We start from the raw sequence: 17,827 nt of genomic DNA, 5'->3' as shown, positions 1-17,827 counted from the left end.
CAAGCCTCCCTTTCTGAAGGAACGGGACCCGCCGCCGGGCCGGGTTCAACCGTGCCGGGCGGCCACGGTCTTGAGAGTGGAGAAGCCGTAGAGCGCCTCGAAGCCCTTTTCGCGCCCGTGGCCGGAGCGGCCGACGCCGCCGAAGGGCAGCTCGACGCCGCCCCCTGCCCCGTAGTTGTTGAGGAAGACCTGGCCCGCCTTCAGCCGCTTCGCCAGCCGCATCTGGCGCGCGCCGCTCTCGGACCAGACCGAGGCGACCAGCCCGTAGCCGGTGCCGTTGGCGATGGCGACGGCCTCCTCCTCGCTGTCGAAGGGGATCATCACCTGGACCGGGCCGAAGATCTCCTCCTGGGCGAGGATGTGGGTGGGGTCGGTGGTGGCGTAGAGCCGGGGGGCGACGTAGTGGCCGGCCTTCGGCGCATCGCTGGAGACGCGGCCCTCGGCCAGCAGTTGCAGCCCCTCGTCGCGCGAAAGGTAGCCCTGCACGATCTGCTTTTGACGGGCGGAGATGAGCGGGCCGAGTTCGGCGTCTTCCAGCGCGGGGGCGGCGCGCAGCTTGCCGTAGGCCTCGGCCATGCGGGCCACCGTCTCATCCCAGAGCGGTCTCTGGACGAGGAGGCGGGAGGAGGCGGAGCAGGTCTGACCCGCGTTTTGCAGCCCGGCGGAGAGGAGAAAGGGGAGCGCGGCGCCAAGGTCGGCATCGGCGAAGACGAGCTGGGGCGACTTGCCGCCGAGTTCGAGGGTGACGGGCACGATGTTGGTGGCCGCGGCCTGCTGGATCAGGGTGCCCACGCCCGCCGAGCCGGTGAAGCTGAGGTGGCGGACGCCCGGATTGCGGGAGAGCGCGGCGCCGGCTTCCTCGCCGAGGCCGGGCACGACGTTGAGCGCGCCGGGCGGCAGGCCGGCCTCTTGGGCGAGGCGGGCGAAGGCGAGCGCGGTGAGGCAGGCCTCTTCGGCGGGTTTGAGGACGCAGGCGTTGCCCATGGCCAGAGCCGCGCCGACGGAACGGCCGATGATCTGCATCGGGTAGTTCCAGGGGATGATGTGGCCGGTCACCCCGTGCGGCTCGCGCAGGGTGTAGACGGTGTAGCCGTCGAGGTAGGGGATGGTCTGGCCGGTGATCTTGTCGGCCGCGCCGCCGTAGAACTCCATGTAGCGGGCGAGTGCGCGGGCGTCGGCGCGGGCCTGGGTGAGCGGCTTGCCGACATCGCGGGATTCGAGCACCGCAAGGGCCTCGGTGCGCTCTTCGATCAGGCGGGCGAGCCGCAGCAGGATGCGGCCGCGCTCGGCGGCGGTGAAGCCGCCCCACTCGCCCTCGAGCGCGGTTTGCGCGGCGGCGACGGCATCGGACACCTCGCGGCTGCCACAGCGGGCGATGGCGCCGATTTCCTGCCCGGTGGAGGGGTCTTCGATCGGGAGGGTGGCGGGGGCGTCGTGCCAGTGGCCGCCGATGAGATATTCGGACGGGTCGAACCAGCCTGCGGTGATGTCTGTCATGGTGGGGCCTCCGGGGGCGAGGTTAGGGGGCGGGGGCAGCGTTGGGAAGGGGGATCGGGGCGCCCTTGATGAGCCGTGCAGCGCCGACCCGCGGGGTGGCGCCTGCAACGGCTGTTCGGGGCACTTTATTGTGCCGTGGTGGCTCGACCTTCGTGGTCAGCGCAGTCGTCACCGAAGCGCCGCCCCGGGGGGCGGGTCGGCGCTGCACGGCGCCTTCGGCTTGATTCCGTGCAGGTGCCAGGCTGAACCGTTTGGTCAAGTTACAAGAACCGGGGCGGCGGGAGGGGGAAGTGCTTTCGGTGGCCTCGCTTCGCTCGGCGGGTGGGGCCTCTTCGCTGCGCTCATCGGCCTGTCGAGGTGTGCGGATTGCCCACCCTAGGCCGCGAGCACAGGGGCGGCGGCGATGAGGGTGCGGGTGTAGGGGTGCTCGGGGGCGGTGAAGACCTGCCCGGTCGGGCCCTCCTCCACGATCTCGCCCGCCTTCATCACCAGCACCCGGTCGGTCACGTTGCGGACCACCGAGAGGTCGTGGCTGATGAAGAGATACGACAGGCCGCGCTCGGCCTGGAGCCCGGCCAGCAGGTCGAGGATGCGGGCGCGGACCTGGACATCGAGCGCCGAGACCGCCTCGTCGAGCACGATCAGCTCGGGGTGGGTGATCAGCGCGCGGGCGATGGCGATGCGCTGGCGCTGGCCGCCGGAAAACTCGTGCGGATACTTGTGGGCGTCGTCGGGGTGGAGGCCGACGGCGCGCAGGGCCTCGGAGATGCGGGCGCGGAGGTCGGGCGGGGTGCCGGTGAGGTGGAAGGGCTCGGCGACGAGGCGCGACACCCGGTGGCGCGGGTTGAAGCTGCCGTAGGGGTCCTGGAACACGACCTGGAGGCGGCGGCGCAGGTCGAAGCCCATGGCGGGCGAGACTGGCTGGCCATCGAGCGCGATGCTGCCGCCCTGGAGCGGGTCGAGGCCGAGGATGGCGCGGGTGAGGGTGGACTTTCCGCAGCCGCTCTCGCCGACAAGGCCGAGGGACTCGCCCTGGCGCAGGGTGAAGCTGACCCTGTTCACGGCGCGGAACGGCCCCTTGCGGGTGGGGTAGTCGCGGATCGCGCCCTGGACAGAGAGCAGGGGCCTTTGCGCGATGCGCGTGGCCGCGCGGTCGGGCTGGTGGCCGGAGGCCTCGAAGAGCGCCCGGGTATAGGGGTGGCTGCGGGTGCGCAGGATCGTGGCGGTGGGGCCGTGCTCGACCACCCGGCCGGCCTGCATCACCGCGATCTCGTCGGCCATGTCGGCCACCACGGCGAGGTCGTGGGTGATGAGCAGCAGCGCCATGCCCTCTTCACGCACCAGGCCACGCAGCAGCTCGAGGATCTGGGCCTGGGTCGTCACATCGAGCGCCGTGGTCGGCTCGTCGGCAATGAGCAGCCGGGGGCGGAGCGCGATGGCCATGGCGATGCAGACGCGCTGGCGCTGGCCGCCGGAGAGCTCATGCGGGTAGCGGGTGGCGGGGATGCTGGCGAGGCCGACGCGGTCGAGCTTGTCGCGGGCGATGGCGGCGGCCTGCCCGCGCGAGGCGGCGCCGTGGATGCGCAGGGTTTCGGCCACCTGGGCGCCGATGGTCTGCATCGGGTTGAGCGCGGTCATCGGCTCCTGGAAGATCATGCCGATCTCGTTGCCGCGCAGGGCGCAGAGGCGGCGCTCGGAGGCTTGCGTCAGGTCTTCGGCATCGAGGCAGGCGGCACCGGTGGTGCGGGAGCCGTGCGGCAGCAAGCCCATGATCGAGAGGGCGGTCATGGATTTGCCGGAGCCGCTCTCGCCGACGAGGCCGAGGATGCGGCCCTCGGGCAGCGAGAGGGAGACATCGCGCAGGATGGGCTTGCCGTGGATGGCGAGCGAGAGATTGCGCAGCTCGATCACTGGACGGCCCTGCGCAGGCGGGGGTCGAGCATGTCGCGCAGCCCGTCGCCCATCAGGTTGAGGCCAAGGACCATGGCGGTGATGCAGAAGGCCGGGGCCATGGCGAGGCGCGGGGTGCCGTAGAAGAAGGTTTGCGCATCGGCCAGCATCCGGCCCCAGGAGGGCGTCGGCGGTTGCGCCCCGAGGCCGACGTAGGAGAGGCCGGCCTCGGCGAGGATGCCCAGCGAGAACTGGATGGTGGCCTGGACGATGAGCAGGCTGGCGATGTTGGGCAGGATGTGCTCGGCCGAGATGCGGGCGCGGGACTTGCCCGCCACCCGCGCGGCGAGGATGAACTCGCGCTGCCAGACCCCCAGCGCCGCGCCGCGGGCGACGCGGGCGAAGACCGGGATGTTGAAGATGCCGATGGCGAGGATGGCATTGAGCGCCGAGGGGCCGAAGGTGGCGGTGATCAGGATGGCGATCACGAGGGAGGGAAAGGCGAAGGTGAGGTCGTTGGCGCGCATGATGACCTCGTCGAGCAGCGAGCCACGGGCGGCGGCGGCGGTGAGCCCGAGGGGGACGCCGATGCACAGGCCGATGGAGACGGCGACGAGGGCGACGGCGATGGAGGTGCGCGCCCCGGCCATGAGCAGGGAGGTGAGGTCGCGGCCCAGGTGATCGGTGCCGAGGAGGTGGGTGGCGGAGGGGGCGGCGAGCTTGTTGGAGATCGCCAGATCGAGGACGGAATGGGGCGTCCAGACCAGCGAGAGCAGCGCGGCAGCGAGGAAGACGGCGGTGAGGGCGGCGCCGATGAGGAGCTGGGCGGGGAGCTTCACGGGCGGGCTCCGGTGCAGCGGGGCACCTGCACGGAGTCAAGCCGAAGGCGCCGTGCAGCGCCGACCCGCCCCCCGGGGCGGCGCTTTGGTGAGAGCAGCGCTGACCACGAAGGTCGAGCTACCACGGCAAGATAAAGTGCTCTGCACAGCCGTTGCGGGCGCCACCCCGCGGGTCGGCGCTGCACGTCTTGCGCCGGTCCGAATTGCCTTTGTTTTGTCACCTCCGCCTCCTCAGCCGCGGGTCGGCCAGGCCGTAGGCGATGTCGGTCAGGAAGGTCACGCAGATGACGGCGAAGACCAGCAGCATCACCGCGCTTTCGACCACGATCAGGTCGCGCTGGGTGATGGCCTGGAAGATGAGCCGGCCGAGTCCGGGGAGGTAGAAGACGTTCTCGATGATGATCGCCCCGGCCAGCAGGAAGGAGAATTGCAGGCCCAGGATGGTCAGCACCGGCACCAGCGCGTTGCGCAGCGCGTGGCGGGTGAGGGCCTGCGCCCGGCTCAGGCCCTTGGCGCGGGCGGTGCGGATGAAATCCTGCCCCAGCACCTCGATCAGCGCCGAGCGCATGACGCGGGCGAGGATGGAGGCCTGCGGCAGGGCCAGGGCGACGGCGGGCAGGGTCAGCGCCTTCAGGCCGGGCCAGAGGCCCGCATCCCACCCCGGAAAGCCGCCTGCGGGAAAGAGCGGGACGGTGATGGCGAAGGCCAGCACCAGCAGCATGCCGAACCAGAAGTTGGGCACGGCGATGCCGAGCTGGGTCAGCCCCATGATGCCGTAATCCGCCGCCCGGCCCCGGAAGGCGGCGGCGAGCAGGCCGACGGGGATGGCCAGCAGCGTGGAGAGCACCAGCGCATAGGCGGCAAGCGGCGCGGAGACCGCGAGGCGGTCAGCGATGAGCTGCTCCACCGGCACGCGGTAGGTGTAGGAGGTGCCCATGTCGCCCTGCAGGAGCCCGGTGATCCAGCGCAGGTAGCGCTCGGGCGTGCTGCCATCGAGCCCGAGCTCGCTGCGCAGCGCGGCCACGGTCTCGGGCTGGGCATTGAGCCCCAGCATGAAGGCCGCCGGATCGCCGGGGATGACCTCGAGCATGAAGAAGATCACCACGCTGGCCGCGACGAGCGAGAGGGCGAGGGAGATCAGCCGGGAGGCGAGGTAGCGGGCCATGGGGTGACGCTAGGGGATTGATCGCATGGGGGGAAGGGAGGGCGCGCTCAGGGGAAGAGCCTGGCCTTCTGGTCGCGGGCAAATCCGCGGGTCGCGGTGGAGCAGCAGGCCTCGGCCCAGTCGATGGCGGCGTCGAAGGTGGCGCGGGCGGCCTCGACCTTGCCGGCCCGGTGCTGGAGCGCGGCGAGCCCGGTCAGCGCCGAGACGCGCCGGCCCGGATCGGCGGTGGTGTGGGTAAGCGCCACGGACCGGGTCTTGACGGCGATGGCCTTCTCGAAGTCGCCCTCGAGCTCGTAGGCCTCGGACATCAGGCGCAGGAGGTCGGACAGTTCCGACGACTCTGCGCCGTAGTGGGCCGTGGCGTCGCCCAGAAGGGGCTCCCAGGCCTCGAGGCCGAAGCGGTGGAGCGGCGCCTGCCCGGCCTTGTGGCGCGCCTTGTCGAGCGCGCGCAGGTGGGTGCCCTGGTTCATCCGCAGCCAATGGATCTCGGTCACCGGGCGGCCCACCTGGGGCGCAAGGGCCAGCGCGGCCTCGAGGTGGGCGGTGGTGCGGCTGTCGTTGACCCACATCACGCCGGTCTCGGCGCAGAGGCGATGCATGAAGTAGAGCTCAAGCGGCGCCAGCACCCCTGCCCTTGCCTCGGCGGCCAGCGCCCGCTCGGCATGGTCGAGGCAGGCGGCCTCGTCGCGCTTGCCCTCGACCACCGCCAACTCGCGAAACAGGCGGGCCTCCTCGGCGGGGCCGGTGACGAGCGGCTCCAGCGCGAGGAGAGCGGCCACCATCTCGCCGCCAATGAACAAGGCCTCGGGATCGTCGAGCTGCCGCTTGAGCACGGCGAAGCGCGCCGCGAAGGAGGCCGGGTCTGCCGGGGCGGCGGCGGGGGTGACGAGGGCGAGCAGGGCGAGGATGAGGCGGCGCATGGGCGCAGAGTGCCCGGAGCCCGCGGGGGCTGCAACGGGCTTGCGCGGGCGCGGCGGCGTGGCATAGTCGGCGGCAGGCCCGGGGTGATGGCGTCACCCCGTCGCGCGGCCCTTTCCGTCCTGCACGCCGGGACCATTCCTTGACGAATGGGCCCGATGCGTGGCCCGGAAAGGCTGATGACATGACGGATCGTCCCGAGTTCTACCGCTTCGAGAACGGCGAGAAGGCGCCCCTGCCCTTCTCGGGTGCCGAATATGACGCACGGCTCGCCAGGCTGCGGGCGGTGATGGCGGAGGCGGGCGTGGAGGTGGCGTTGTTCACTTCGATGCACAACATCGCCTATTATTCGGGCTTTCTCTATTGCGCCTTCGGGCGGCCGTTCGGGCTTGTGGTGACGGCGGAAACCTCAGTGGTGATCGCCGCGGGCATCGACGCGGGCCAGCCGTGGCGGCGCTGCCATGGCGAGGCGCTGACCTACACCGACTGGGCGCGCGACAACTTCTGGCGGGCGGTGGCCCATGTGGCGGGCACCGGCCGGGTGCTGGGCTTCGAGGGCGACCACATGACCGTGCAGCAGCGGGCGGCGATGGAGAGCTTTCTGGCGCCGGTCTCGATGGATATCGCCGGGACGGTGATGGGCCTCCGAATGGTGAAGAGCCCGGCCGAGATCGCGCTGATCCGCGAGGGCGCACGGGTGGCGGACCTTGGCGGCGAGGCGATAAGGGGCGCAATCCGCGAGGGCGTGCGCGAGATCGACGTGGCGATGGCGGGCCGCGACGCGATGGAGCTGGAGATCGCGCGGGCCTTTCCGGAGGCCGAGTATCGCGACACCTGGGTCTGGTTCCAGTCGGGGCTGAACACCGACGGGGCGCACAACCCGGTGACGGGCCGGCGTCTGGAGCGCGGCGATATCCTGAGCCTCAACTGCTTTCCGATGATCTCGGGCTACTACACCGCACTGGAGCGGACGCTCTTCGTGGGCGAGGTGGATGACGCCTCGCTGGGCTACTGGGAGGCCAACGTGGCGGTCCACGAGTTGGGGCTTTCCCTGCTGAAGCCAGGGGCCAGGTGCAGCGCGGTGACGGAGGAGCTGAATGCCTGTTACGCCGAGCGGGGGCTGCTGAAGTACCGCAGCTTCGGCTACGGGCATTCCTTTGGCGTGCTGTCGCATTACTACGGGCGCGAGGCGGGGCTGGAGCTGCGGGAGGACATCGACACGGTGCTGGCGCCGGGGATGGTGATCTCGATGGAGCCGATGCTAACGGTGCCCGAGGGGATGCCGGGGGCGGGCGGATACCGGGAGCACGACATCCTGGTGATCACCGAGGAGGGGGCCGAGAACATCACGGGGTTTCCCTTCGGGCCGGAGAAAAACGTGGTGTGAGCACGGAAAGGACGGGCCGGCTCCGGCGGTGGCTTGCCGGCCTTCTGGGCGCGGTGCCCCGCCGCCGGCGGACCGGCGCTCGATTCTCCGCTTTTCTTTTTCGATTCCCCGCGTATGATCCGGCCCATGACGCAAGAGCGCCACAACCAGCCCCGGGCCATCGCGATCGCCCGCCAGGAGGAAGCCAGCCGGCTCCCTCTCGCCGCTGTTGTCGCCCTGCTCCTCGCCGGCCTGCTGCTTCTGCTTACCTGCCTCTGAGCGTGCCTTTTCGGCGCGACCGCTCAGAGGTATAGACGCGCCAAAGCACCCAAGAGCACAAGCACAGCAAGCCAGAGAGATTTTCCATGTCCGACGCAAACCGCGTATTGATCTTCGACACCACCCTGCGCGATGGCGAACAGTCGCCCGGCGCCACCATGTCCCATGCCGAGAAGCTGGAGATTGCCAATCTGCTCGACGAGATGGGCGTCGATATCATCGAGGCGGGATTTCCGATCGCCTCGGAGGGTGACTTTGCCGCCGTCTCCGAGATCGCCCGCCAGACCAAGGGGGCGACCGTCTGCGGCCTCGCCCGCGCCAACATCGCCGACATCGACCGCTGCTGGGAGGCGGTGAAGCACGCGAAGTCTCCGCGCATCCACACCTTCATCGGCACCTCGCCGCTGCATCGCCAGATCCCGAACCTGACGATGGACGAGATGGCCGACCGGATCCACGAGACGGTGACCCATGCCCGCAACCTCTGCGACAACGTGCAGTGGAGCCCGATGGATGCGACCCGGACCGAGTGGGACTATCTCTGCCGGGTGATCGAGATCGCCATCAAGGCGGGGGCCACCACCATCAACATCCCCGATACGGTGGGCTACACCGCCCCACGCGAGAGCGCGTCGCTGATCTCGCGGCTGATCGAGACGGTGCCGGGGGCGGGTGACGTGGTGTTCGCCACCCATTGCCACAACGACCTCGGCATGGCGACGGCCAACAGCCTCGCCGCCGTGGAGGCGGGCGCGCGGCAGATCGAGTGCACCATCAACGGGCTGGGCGAACGGGCCGGCAACACCGCGCTGGAAGAGGTGGTGATGGCGATGAAGACGCGCCATGACATCATGCCCTTCACCACCGGGGTCGACACTCGCAAGATCATGCATATCTCGCGCCGGGTGGCGGCCGTCAGCGGCTTTGCGGTGCAGCCCAACAAGGCGATCGTCGGCAAGAACGCCTTTGCCCACGAGAGCGGCATCCACCAGGACGGGATGCTCAAGAACCCCGAGAACTTCGAGATCATGCGGCCCGAGGACGTGGGCCTGGCGGCGACCAACCTGGTGATGGGCAAGCACTCGGGCCGGGCGGCGCTGCGCTCCAAGCTCAACGAGCTGGGCTACGAGCTGGCCGACAACCAGCTGGCCGACGTGTTCGTGCGGTTCAAGGAGCTGGCCGACCGCAAGAAGGAGGTCTTCGACGACGACCTGGTGGCGCTGATGCGCGACGCCTCCAACGACCCGGCGGCAGAGCACCTGAAGCTGAAGTTTCTCCGCGTGGTCTGCGGCACCCAGGCGCCGCAGTCGGCCGACATCACCCTGACCGTGGGCGGCGTGGACCAGCAGGCCACGGCCCAGGGCGACGGGCCGGTGGATGCGACCTTCAACGCGGTGAAGGCGCTCTACCCGCATGGCGCGCGGCTGCAGCTCTACCAGGTGCACGCCGTGACCGAGGGCACTGACGCCCAGGCCACGGTGACGGTGCGGATGGAGGAAGACGGCGTGCTGGCCACCGGCGAGGCCGCCGATACCGACACGGTGGTGGCCTCGGCCAAGGCCTATGTCACCGCGCTGAACCGCCTGCGTGTCCGCAAGGAAAAGCTCGGCGGCAAGGACACCCGCGAGGTCAGCTACAAGGACGCCGGCTGAGGCGCGGCCAGACCCGCAAGCATCGAGAACGGCTCGCCCCTGGCGGGCCGTTTTGTTGTGAAAGCGCCTGTCTGTGGTTGGGTTAGCGATCAGGTCGCCGCGGCAGCCTCCAGGCTGCGGGCGAGCGCCCTGCGGTAGGCCTCGCGCCAGCCGCGCTGCGGGGATTGCATGAACCAGCTGCGGCGGAGGTCCCACATGCGGTTGGTGGGGGCTGCGGGGCTGGTGCCGAGGTCGCCGTGGTAGAAGCCGGCGTTGGTGTAGAAGGTCAGTTCGCCGAGCCAGAGGCCTTGGCCGTCGGAAAGGAAATCGACCCGCACGTGGTCGAAATGCGCGCCGAGGTCCTGCGCGGTCTCCATCGCGCGCCAGGTGATATCGGGCAGCTCGGCGCGGAGATCGGAGAAGCCCGGTTGCGGCGGTCCGGGCAGGCGGCGGAAGGTGCCGTCGCGCCAGAGCCACTCGCTGCGGCCCAATTTGCCGCGCCGGTCGGAGAGGTGGATGACCCGCTCGATCTGGCCGCCGTAGGTGTAGAACTTGATATCGGTGACGGCCTCCGAGCTTCCGAGCATGGGTTCCGCGAGGATGCGGTGCGGCAGGTGCCGGTAGGCCCATTCGGCGGCCTTTCGGCCGTGGGTGCGCCGGAGGGTGCGCCGCGTGCGCGCGTGCAGGGCCTCGCGGGTCAGCGTGCCGGCCTCGGCAAAGATCGTGCGGCCCGAGCAATGCGCGCCCTTGAGAATGATGTCGCGCGCGAACAGCGCGTCGGGAAAGGCCGCGATGTCGTCGCCCACCCACAGCATCGGAACCCAGGGCACGCCGCAGCGGGCAGCGCCGGGCCAGTCGCGCTGGGTAGCCTTGTCGCTCAGCTGCACGAAGCGGGGGTCGTGATCGAAGAGCTTGCGCCAGGTGAACTTGTCGTTGGCGCAATCGGGCAGCGCGACGGATTGGCGGCGCGGGGCGCCCTCGGTCTTGCGAAGCCAGCGCAGGGCCTTGCCATGACGGAGGCGGGCCCAGGCCTCGACGGCGGCGAAGAGGGCGGCATCGGCACGGGACTGTGGCCGGAGTTCGCGTTGCGCCGGCGCGGGCTGATGCAGGTCCGGGACTGGGGAGGCGAGGGTCAAGGCGCGTCGGCTCCGAGCATACCGAGGGCTTTTGCGCCGTTCTCGGTCAGGCCGTAGATGCCCTTCTCCACCCTCTCGAACCAGCCGTAGTGGTCGTCGGCCATCATCCGGGTGGCCCTGGCGACGCCGGTGGCGGCGGCGACCGTGGCGCCCTTGCAGGGGCCTTCGGCGGCGAGGTGGGCGGCGAGCTTCATGGCGTCCTGGCGGTAGGCTGTCATCAGCGTGGAGGAGCGGTCGGCGCCGCCGGGCTGCGGGTCGCCCTCGCGGCGGGCGAACTCGCGCAGGAGGCGGCTCGTGCGGGGAGCCGATTTGCGCGGCGTGTAGGGCGCCGGGTCGAGGGCGATCTGGGTGTGGCCGTCGGAGAGGCGCACGTAGATCAGCCCGAGGCCGAGGCGGCGGCAGAGCACCTTGTGGTTCTTCATCGCCGAGATCCAGCGGCGGCCCGAGCCGCGCGGCACGGCGAGGTAGACGGCATCGGTGAGCGCCTGGCGGGCGATGCCCTGGTGGATCAGCGCCAGGGAGAACGCCAGCTTCAGTTCGACCACCACGGGCGCGTCGCCGCCCCGGCACGCCACCAGATCGGCCGCGCCGACCTCGCCCTTCACCTCGTAGCCCTGGGCCTCAAGGAGGGCCTTCACCGGGGCATAGAGATCCTGCTCTCTGGGTTTCGCCTCACTCATGCCACGGTTCTAGCATGGGATGGCGCGTGGTCACCCGGGGAGACGCTCATGCGCCAGATCATTGCCACCCTCTGCGCCCTTGTCGCAACGCCCGCCGCTGCGGCCTGCCCGGTGGCGGCCGACCTGGAGGCCGGGCTGCGCGCGCGGCTCGAGGCGACGGAGGTGACGCTGGTGATCAGCGCGCGGGACGGGACGATCCTGCGGGATGCGCCCGGACTGCCGGGCGGGCAGATGCGGATGGCCTATCTCCACCCCTTGCTGGTGTCGGAGACCGGACCCGCGGCGGCACCCACCCGCTACGCCTATGCCGCCGACCCTGCCCCGCTGGACCGGCTCGACGAGCTGGGGCGCTGGCAGAGCGGCGTGACCATCGCGCCCGCTGGCGCGGCGGTGCGGGAGGGCGAGGTGGTGGTGCGCTATCTCGGCCCCTCCGTGGCCGTGGCGGGCGCTTGCCGATACCCGGCGTGGGAGGTTTCGATCACGGTGTCGGTAGGGTGGATGGCGCCGCTGGAGACCCGGCACATCTATGCCCCCGACCTCGGGCTGGTGACCGCGAGCGAGGTTCAGGGGCCGATGGCGGCGCTGTTTCCGCCGATGCGGCTGACCGAGGTGGCCCGGCGCTGACCGGCGGCGAGGCGGGGTGCCTCCGGCACGGCAGTCGGCGATGCCCCCCTGCCCCGGCATCAACTTGCCGTTGCCCTCCCGTGCCCCCCTTGTCCCACCTCCCACCCTGCCCCTATAAGCCAAAAGTTCCGAGGGGGCGGCTGAGTCGTGCCCCGGTGGGGCTTTGGCAGAGGGCAGGGGTAACGTTGACATGGCTTTTCTGAGCGGTCTGTTTTCGTCGGATATGGCGATCGACCTCGGCACCGCCAACACGCTGGTTTACGTGAAGGGCCGGGGGATCATCCTCAACGAGCCCTCCGTGGTGGCCTATCACACCAAGGGCGGGCGCAAGGAGGTGCTGGCGGTGGGTGAGGACGCCAAGCTGATGCTCGGCCGGACGCCCGGCAGCATCGAGGCGATCCGGCCGATGCGCGAGGGTGTCATCGCCGACTTCGACACGGCGGAAGAGATGATCAAGCACTTCATCCGCAAGGTTCACAAGCGCACCACCTTCACCAAGCCCAAGATCATCGTCTGCGTGCCCCATGGCGCGACTCCGGTTGAAAAGCGGGCGATCCGGCAATCGGTGCTGAGTGCGGGTGCGCGCCGGGCGGGGCTGATCGCCGAGCCGATCGCGGCGGCCATCGGCGCGGGCATGCCGATCACCGACCCCACGGGCAACATGGTCGTCGACATCGGCGGCGGCACCACCGAGGTGGCCGTGCTCTCGCTGGGTGACATCGTCTATGCGCGAAGCGTGCGGGTGGGCGGAGACCGGATGGACGAGGCGATCGTCAGCTACCTGCGCCGGCAGCACAACATCCTGATCGGCGACAGCACCGCCGAGCGGGTGAAGACCTCGATCGGCACCGCGCGGATGCCCGACGATGGCCGGGGCGCCAGCATGATGATCCGCGGGCGCGACCTGTTGAACGGCGTGCCCAAGGAGACCGAGATCAACCAGGCGCAGGTGTCCGAGGCCCTGAGCGAGCCGGTGCAGCAGATCTGCGAGGCGGTGATGACCGCGCTCGAGGCCACTCCGCCGGACCTTGCCGCCGACATCGTCGACCGGGGCGTGATGCTCACCGGCGGCGGGGCGCTGCTGGGCGAGCTGGACCTTGCCCTGCGCGAGCAGACCGGCCTCGCCATCTCGGTGGCCGACGAGTCACTGAATTGTGTGGCGCTCGGCACCGGCAAGGCGCTGGAATATGAAAAACAGCTCAGGCATGTGATAGACTACGACAGCTGAGGCCCTGCCGAGGGTGCAGGCCTCGCGGAAAGGCTGCCCGCTTGGCGAAGAGAGATACGAACATCGACTACGTCAGCCCGGTCAGGCGCATCCTGATCGCGGTTTTCGTCGTGATCTGCTTCGGGCTCTTCCTGCTGTGGCGGATCGACAGCCCGCGGGTGGAGCGGTTTCGCTCCAACCTGATCGACGCGGTGGTGCCGAACTTCGAGTGGGCGAGCGTGCCGGCCACGAAGATCGGCAACATGGCCGACAGCTTCCAGTCCTACAACCGGCTCTACGAGCAGAACCAGGAGCTGCGCCGGGAGCTTCAGCAGATGAAGGCCTGGAAGGAGGCGGCGGTTCAGCTCGAACAGCAGAACGCCAAGCTGCTGGCGCTGAACAACCTGCGGCTCGACCCGCGGCTGACCAGCGTGTCGGGCGTGGTCATCGCCGACAGCGGCTCGCCGTTCCGCCAGTCGGTGCTGCTCAACGTGGGCCGGCGCGACGGCATCCGCGATGGCTGGGCGGTGATGGACGGGCTGGGCCTCGTGGGGCGGATCGCGGGCGTGGGCGAGCAGACCAGCCGGGTGATCCTGCTGACCGATGCGGCCTCGCGCATCCCTGTCGTGGTGCAGCCCTCGGGCCAGCACGCCATGCTGGCGGGCGACAACCGGGCGCTGCCGCCGCTGGAGTTCATCGAGGACCGCGACACCGTGCGGCCCGGCGACCGGGTTGTCAGCTCGGGCGATGGCGGGGTCTTCCCGGCCGGGCTGGTGGTGGGACAACTGGTGGAGGGGCGCGACGGGCGGATGCGGGTGCGGCTCTCGGCGGATTACGAGCGGCTCGACTTTCTGCGCGTGCTGCGGAGCCATGAGGCCGAGGTGATCGCCGATCCGGGCGGGCTGATCCTCACCCCCGAGGTCACCCCCAATCCGCACCCCGAGGCGCTGAGCCAGGCCGAGGGCGCTGCCGATGGTTGACCCGGTCACCACCCGCATCTGGACCTATCGTGCGGCCTTTCTGGGCCTCTGCACGCTCTTTGCCTTCTTCCGGCTGCTGCCGCTCGACACCACCGCGGGCGGCATACCCGGCCCCGACCTGATGCTGGCGCTGACACTGGCCTGGGTGCTGCGGCGCCCGGCCTTCGTGCCGCCGGCGCTGCTGGTGCTGGTGTTTCTGACCGCCGACCTGATCTTTCACCGCCCGCCCGGCCTGTGGACCCTGCTGGTGCTGCTGGGCTGCGAGTTTCTGCGCGCCCGGCAGGCGCTGTCGCGGGAGCTGCCGTTTCCGTTGGAGTGGGCGATGGCGGGGATGGTGATGGTGGCGCTGATGCTGGCCAACATGGCGGTGCTGGCGCTCTTCATGGTGCCGCGGCCGCCGATGGGCGTGGCGGCGATGCAGATGGGCGTCACGATCCTGACCTACCCCGTGGTAGTGGCCGCCTCCCACATGCTCTTCGGGCTGCGCAAGGCCGCGCCGGGAGAGGTGGATGCGCTGGGGCACCGGCTGTGAGGCGGGCACCGAAGGATACCGAGGAGAGCGTTCGCAAGATCACGCGGCGCGGGCTGGTGATGGGCGGGCTGATGGGCGGCTTTGCCACCTTGCTCGCGGGCCGGATGCGCTACATGCAGGTGGAACAGGCCGATGCCTTCCGGCTGCTGGCGGAAGAGAACCGGATCAAGTTCTCGCTGATCCCGCCGGAGCGGGGCCTGATCTTCGACCGCAACGGGCGGCCGATCGCGGTGAACGAGCAGATCTACCGGGTGGTCATCGTGCCGGAAGACGCGGGCGACCTCGCCAACACGCTCGCCCGGCTGCGCAAGATCATCCCGCTGACCGACGAGGAGGTCGACAAGGCGCTGGAAGAGATGCGCCGGTCCTCGCCCTTTCTCGAATACACCATCGCCGACCGGCTGAGCTGGCAGCAGCTCTCGGAGGTCGCCGTGAACACCCCTGCCCTGCCCGGCATCTCGCCGGAGGTGGGCCTGTCGCGCCACTACCCCATGCTGGAGGACTTCGCCCATGTCATCGGCTACGTCGGCCGGGTGAGCGACTACGACCTCTCCAAGATCGAGGACCCGGACCCGCTCTTGCGGCTGCCCCAGTTCCAGATCGGCAAGACCGGGGTGGAGAGCAAGTGGGAGGAGCCGCTGCGCGGCAAGGCGGGCAACCGGCGGATCGAGGTGAACGCGAGCGGACGGGTGATGCGCGAGCTGGACCGGCAGCAGGGGATCTCGGGGGCCGACCTGCAATTGACCGTCGACAGCCAGTTGCAGAACTTCGTGCAGGCGCGGCTCGGGACCGAGAGCGCGGCGGCGGTGGTGATGGATGTCACCAACGGCGACCTGCTCGCGATCGGCTCGGCCCCCTCCTTCGACCCCAACCTCTTTGTCCGCGGCATCTCGGTGGCCGACTACCGCACGCTGACCGAGAACGATCACCGCCCCCTCGCAAACAAGGCGGCACAGGGCGTGTATCCGCCGGGCTCGACCTTCAAGATGGTCACGGCCCTCGCGGCGATGGAGGCCGGCGTGGTGACCGCGGGCGAGACCTTCTACTGCCCCGGCCACAAGGAGATTTCGGGCCGCAGGTTTCATTGCTGGAAGCGGTCGGGCCACGGCTGGGTGGACCTCGAGGCCTCGCTCGAGCAGAGCTGCGACGTCTACTATTACGAGCTGGCGATGAAGGCCGGGATCGAGAACATCTCGGCGATGGCCAAGAAGCTCGGCATCGGGGTGCGCCATGACGTGCCGATGAGCGCCGTGGCGGAGGGCATCGCGCCGTCGAAGGAGTGGAAGGCGGAGCGCTACGAACAGCCCTGGGTGGTGGGTGACAGCCTGAACGCCTCGATCGGCCAGGGCTTTGTTCTGGCCTCGCCGCTCCAGCTCGCGGTGATGGCCTCGCGCATCGCAAGCGGCACCCGGATCGACCCGAGGCTGGTCAAGTCGGTTGACGGCAAGGAGATGCCGGTCACCGGGCTGGAGCCGCTCGACATTTCGCCCACCGCGCTGAGCCAGGTGCGCAAGGGCATGTATGACGTGGTGAACTCGGCGCGCGGCACCGCGCGGGGCAGCCGGATCGTGGCCGAGGGCATGACGATGGCGGGCAAGACCGGCACCAGCCAGGTGCGCTCGGTCGTGGTGCGCAACCAGGATGTGCCCTGGGAGCAGCGGGACCACGCGCTTTTTGTGGCCTTTGCCCCCTACGACAACCCCAAATACGCGGTTTCGGTGGTGGTCGAGCACGGCGGCGGCGGCTCGGCGGTTGCGGCACCGGTGGCGCGGGACATCATGCTTCAGACGCTCTATGGCGGGTTGCCCCCGATGGAGGCCTACCCCAGCTCGGCGCGCTGGGAGGTGGAGCAGATGCGCAAGGAGCTGAAGCTGCGCGACGACCTGCTGCGCGAGGCGAGCGACAGGGCATGAGGCGCGCGGCGTGAGCTATCTCGAGTACAACCGCGAGACGGTCCCGACCGGGCTGAGCAAGGTGCTCTACGTCAACTGGGCGCTGGTCGTGCTGCTGGTGGCGGTCTGCGGCGTGGGCTTTCTGATGCTCTTCTCGGTGGCGGGCGGCTCGCTCGACCCCTGGGCGGGGCCGCAGATGAAGCGCTTTGCCCTCGGGCTGGTGATGATGTTCATCGTCGCCATGGTGCCGATCTACTTCTGGCGCAACATGGCGCTGCTGGCCTATCTGGGCTCGCTGCTGCTGCTGGTCTACGTGGAGTTCTTCGGCGATGTCGGCATGGGCGCACAGCGCTGGATCGACCTCGGCTTCATAAGGCTGCAACCCTCGGAGGTGGCCAAGATCACCCTGGTGATGCTGCTGGCGGCCTATTACGACTGGCTCGACGTGGGAAAGACCTCTCGCCCGCTCTGGGTGCTGCTGCCGGTCTTCATCATCCTGGTGCCGACCGCGCTGGTGCTGAAGCAGCCCGACCTCGGCACCGCGATCCTGCTTGTCGTGGGCGGGGCGATGGTGATGTTCTGCGCCGGCGTGCACTGGCTCTACTTCGGCGTCGTCATCGCCGGCGGCGTGGGGCTGGTGAGCACCGTCCTGGCCTCGCGCGGGACGACCTGGCAGTTGCTGAAGGACTACCAGTTCCGCCGGATCGACACCTTTCTCGACCCGGAGTCCGACCCGCTGGGCGCGGGCTACCACATCACCCAGTCGAAGATCGCCCTGGGCTCGGGCGGCTGGACGGGACGCGGGCTGATGGAAGGCACGCAGAGCCGGCTCAACTTTCTGCCGGAAAAGCACACCGACTTCATCTTCACGACGCTGGCGGAGGAATTCGGCTTTATTGGCGGCGTGTCTCTGCTGGTGCTCTACGTGCTCATCATCGTCTTCTGCGTGGCCTCGGCGCTGAAGAACCGCGACAGGTTCAGCTCGCTGCTGATTCTCGGGATCGCGGGCACGTTCTTTTTGTTCTTCGCGGTGAACATGAGCATGGTCATGGGCCTCGCGCCCGTGGTGGGCGTGCCCCTGCCGCTGGTGAGCTACGGCGGCTCGGCGATGATCGTGCTGCTGGGAGCCTTCGGGCTGGTGCAGAGCGCCCATGTGCACAGGCCGCGCGGGCGGTAGCCCCAAGGGGCGCA

At 69.7% G+C, this 17,827-nt stretch carries 16 protein-coding genes; 9 read left to right on the top strand and 7 right to left on the bottom strand.

Annotated elements, in window-relative coordinates; genetic code table 11:
* Positions 1–45: 45 nt before the first annotated feature.
* The 5 genes from BUR94_RS02150 to BUR94_RS02130 form a co-directional block, all read right to left on the bottom strand.
* Positions 46–1,497, bottom strand: coding sequence for an aldehyde dehydrogenase family protein (locus BUR94_RS02150; RefSeq protein WP_074254625.1), 1,452 nt, complete (start codon positions 1,495–1,497; stop codon positions 46–48).
* Positions 1,498–1,872: 375 nt separating this feature from the next.
* Positions 1,873–3,408: an ABC transporter ATP-binding protein gene (locus BUR94_RS02145; RefSeq protein ID WP_074254624.1), complete on the bottom strand. Its 1,536-nt coding sequence runs from the start codon at positions 3,406–3,408 to the stop codon at positions 1,873–1,875.
* The gene (locus BUR94_RS02140) at positions 3,405–4,226 is read right to left on the bottom strand and encodes an ABC transporter permease (RefSeq protein WP_074254623.1); all 822 of its coding nucleotides are present in this window, start codon (positions 4,224–4,226) and stop codon (positions 3,405–3,407) included. The genes BUR94_RS02145 and BUR94_RS02140 overlap by 4 nt, the downstream gene beginning before the upstream one ends.
* Before the next feature lie 217 nt (positions 4,227–4,443).
* The gene (locus tag BUR94_RS02135; protein WP_074254622.1) at positions 4,444–5,391 is read right to left on the bottom strand and encodes an ABC transporter permease; all 948 of its coding nucleotides are present in this window, start codon (positions 5,389–5,391) and stop codon (positions 4,444–4,446) included.
* Positions 5,392–5,438: 47 nt separating this feature from the next.
* On the bottom strand, positions 5,439–6,311 hold the full coding sequence (locus tag BUR94_RS02130) for a tetratricopeptide repeat protein (RefSeq protein ID WP_074254621.1): 873 nt from the start codon (positions 6,309–6,311) through the stop codon (positions 5,439–5,441).
* A gap of 182 nt (positions 6,312–6,493) precedes the next feature.
* Here BUR94_RS02130 and BUR94_RS02125 point away from each other — a divergent pair, with 182 nt between their 5' ends.
* The 3 genes from BUR94_RS02125 (at position 6,494) to BUR94_RS02115 (ending at position 9,606) form a co-directional block, all read left to right on the top strand.
* A complete protein-coding gene (locus BUR94_RS02125; RefSeq protein WP_074254620.1) occupies positions 6,494–7,696 on the top strand; it encodes an aminopeptidase P family protein in 1,203 nt (400 codons plus the stop codon).
* A 126-nt stretch (positions 7,697–7,822) separates the two neighbouring features.
* A complete protein-coding gene (locus BUR94_RS20995) occupies positions 7,823–7,954 on the top strand; it encodes a hypothetical protein (RefSeq protein ID WP_281249188.1) in 132 nt (43 codons plus the stop codon).
* 86 nt (positions 7,955–8,040) lie between these two features.
* Positions 8,041–9,606 carry a 2-isopropylmalate synthase gene (locus BUR94_RS02115; RefSeq protein ID WP_074254618.1) on the top strand — a complete coding sequence of 522 codons (1,566 nt, stop codon included), beginning with the start codon at positions 8,041–8,043 and terminating at the stop codon, positions 9,604–9,606.
* Between the two features lie 89 nt (positions 9,607–9,695).
* Here the strand turns inward: BUR94_RS02115 and BUR94_RS02110 are convergent, their stop codons facing one another.
* A complete protein-coding gene (locus BUR94_RS02110) occupies positions 9,696–10,721 on the bottom strand; it encodes an ATP-grasp fold amidoligase family protein (protein WP_074254617.1) in 1,026 nt (341 codons plus the stop codon).
* Entirely contained in the window at positions 10,718–11,401 is a 684-nt protein-coding gene (locus BUR94_RS02105; RefSeq protein ID WP_074254616.1) for a DUF2161 domain-containing phosphodiesterase, read from the bottom strand. The genes BUR94_RS02110 and BUR94_RS02105 overlap by 4 nt, the downstream gene beginning before the upstream one ends.
* 48 nt (positions 11,402–11,449) lie before the next feature.
* Here BUR94_RS02105 and BUR94_RS02100 point away from each other — a divergent pair, with 48 nt between their 5' ends.
* From BUR94_RS02100 to rodA, 6 genes are all read left to right on the top strand, one after another.
* Positions 11,450–12,025: a hypothetical protein gene (locus BUR94_RS02100; RefSeq protein WP_074254615.1), complete on the top strand. Its 576-nt coding sequence runs from the start codon at positions 11,450–11,452 to the stop codon at positions 12,023–12,025.
* A 190-nt stretch (positions 12,026–12,215) separates the two neighbouring features.
* On the top strand, positions 12,216–13,253 hold the full coding sequence (locus BUR94_RS02095; RefSeq protein WP_074254614.1) for a rod shape-determining protein: 1,038 nt from the start codon (positions 12,216–12,218) through the stop codon (positions 13,251–13,253).
* Between the two features lie 41 nt (positions 13,254–13,294).
* Entirely contained in the window at positions 13,295–14,212 is a 918-nt protein-coding gene (mreC, locus tag BUR94_RS02090) for a rod shape-determining protein MreC (protein ID WP_074254613.1), read from the top strand.
* Positions 14,205–14,744 (top strand): hypothetical protein, encoded by a 540-nt coding sequence (locus BUR94_RS02085; RefSeq protein WP_074254612.1) that lies wholly within the window; start codon positions 14,205–14,207, stop codon positions 14,742–14,744. The genes mreC and BUR94_RS02085 overlap by 8 nt, the downstream gene beginning before the upstream one ends.
* Positions 14,741–16,657 (top strand): penicillin-binding protein 2, encoded by a 1,917-nt coding sequence (gene mrdA, locus BUR94_RS02080; RefSeq protein ID WP_074254611.1) that lies wholly within the window; start codon positions 14,741–14,743, stop codon positions 16,655–16,657. Before BUR94_RS02085 ends, mrdA begins: the two co-directional genes overlap by 4 nt.
* A 10-nt stretch (positions 16,658–16,667) precedes the next feature.
* Positions 16,668–17,813 (top strand): rod shape-determining protein RodA, encoded by a 1,146-nt coding sequence (gene rodA, locus BUR94_RS02075; protein ID WP_074254610.1) that lies wholly within the window; start codon positions 16,668–16,670, stop codon positions 17,811–17,813.
* The last annotated feature ends 14 nt before the right edge of the window (positions 17,814–17,827 follow it).

It is taken from the genome of Vannielia litorea (assembly GCF_900142295.1).
Lineage (GTDB): Bacteria > Pseudomonadota > Alphaproteobacteria > Rhodobacterales > Rhodobacteraceae > Vannielia > Vannielia litorea.
The sequence above is the reverse complement of the archived record's forward strand: the minus strand, read 5'-3'. Positions and strand labels throughout refer to the sequence as shown.

Excerpts from the sequence above, each read along its gene's own strand:
- BUR94_RS02130 (WP_074254621.1), bottom strand. The coding sequence starts at position 6,311 with ATGCGCCGCCTCATCCTCGCCCTGCTCGCCCTCGTCACCCCCGCCGCC.
- BUR94_RS02095 (WP_074254614.1), top strand. The coding sequence starts at position 12,216 with ATGGCTTTTCTGAGCGGTCTGTTTTCGTCGGATATGGCGATCGACCTC.
- BUR94_RS20995 (WP_281249188.1), top strand. The coding sequence starts at position 7,823 with ATGACGCAAGAGCGCCACAACCAGCCCCGGGCCATCGCGATCGCCCGC.
- BUR94_RS02105 (WP_074254616.1), bottom strand. The coding sequence starts at position 11,401 with ATGAGTGAGGCGAAACCCAGAGAGCAGGATCTCTATGCCCCGGTGAAG.
- BUR94_RS02135 (WP_074254622.1), bottom strand. The coding sequence starts at position 5,391 with ATGGCCCGCTACCTCGCCTCCCGGCTGATCTCCCTCGCCCTCTCGCTC.
- BUR94_RS02115 (WP_074254618.1), top strand. The coding sequence starts at position 8,041 with ATGTCCGACGCAAACCGCGTATTGATCTTCGACACCACCCTGCGCGAT.
- BUR94_RS02150 (WP_074254625.1), bottom strand. The coding sequence starts at position 1,497 with ATGACAGACATCACCGCAGGCTGGTTCGACCCGTCCGAATATCTCATC.
- BUR94_RS02125 (WP_074254620.1), top strand. The coding sequence starts at position 6,494 with ATGACGGATCGTCCCGAGTTCTACCGCTTCGAGAACGGCGAGAAGGCG.
- BUR94_RS02100 (WP_074254615.1), top strand. The coding sequence starts at position 11,450 with ATGCGCCAGATCATTGCCACCCTCTGCGCCCTTGTCGCAACGCCCGCC.
- BUR94_RS02085 (WP_074254612.1), top strand. The coding sequence starts at position 14,205 with ATGGTTGACCCGGTCACCACCCGCATCTGGACCTATCGTGCGGCCTTT.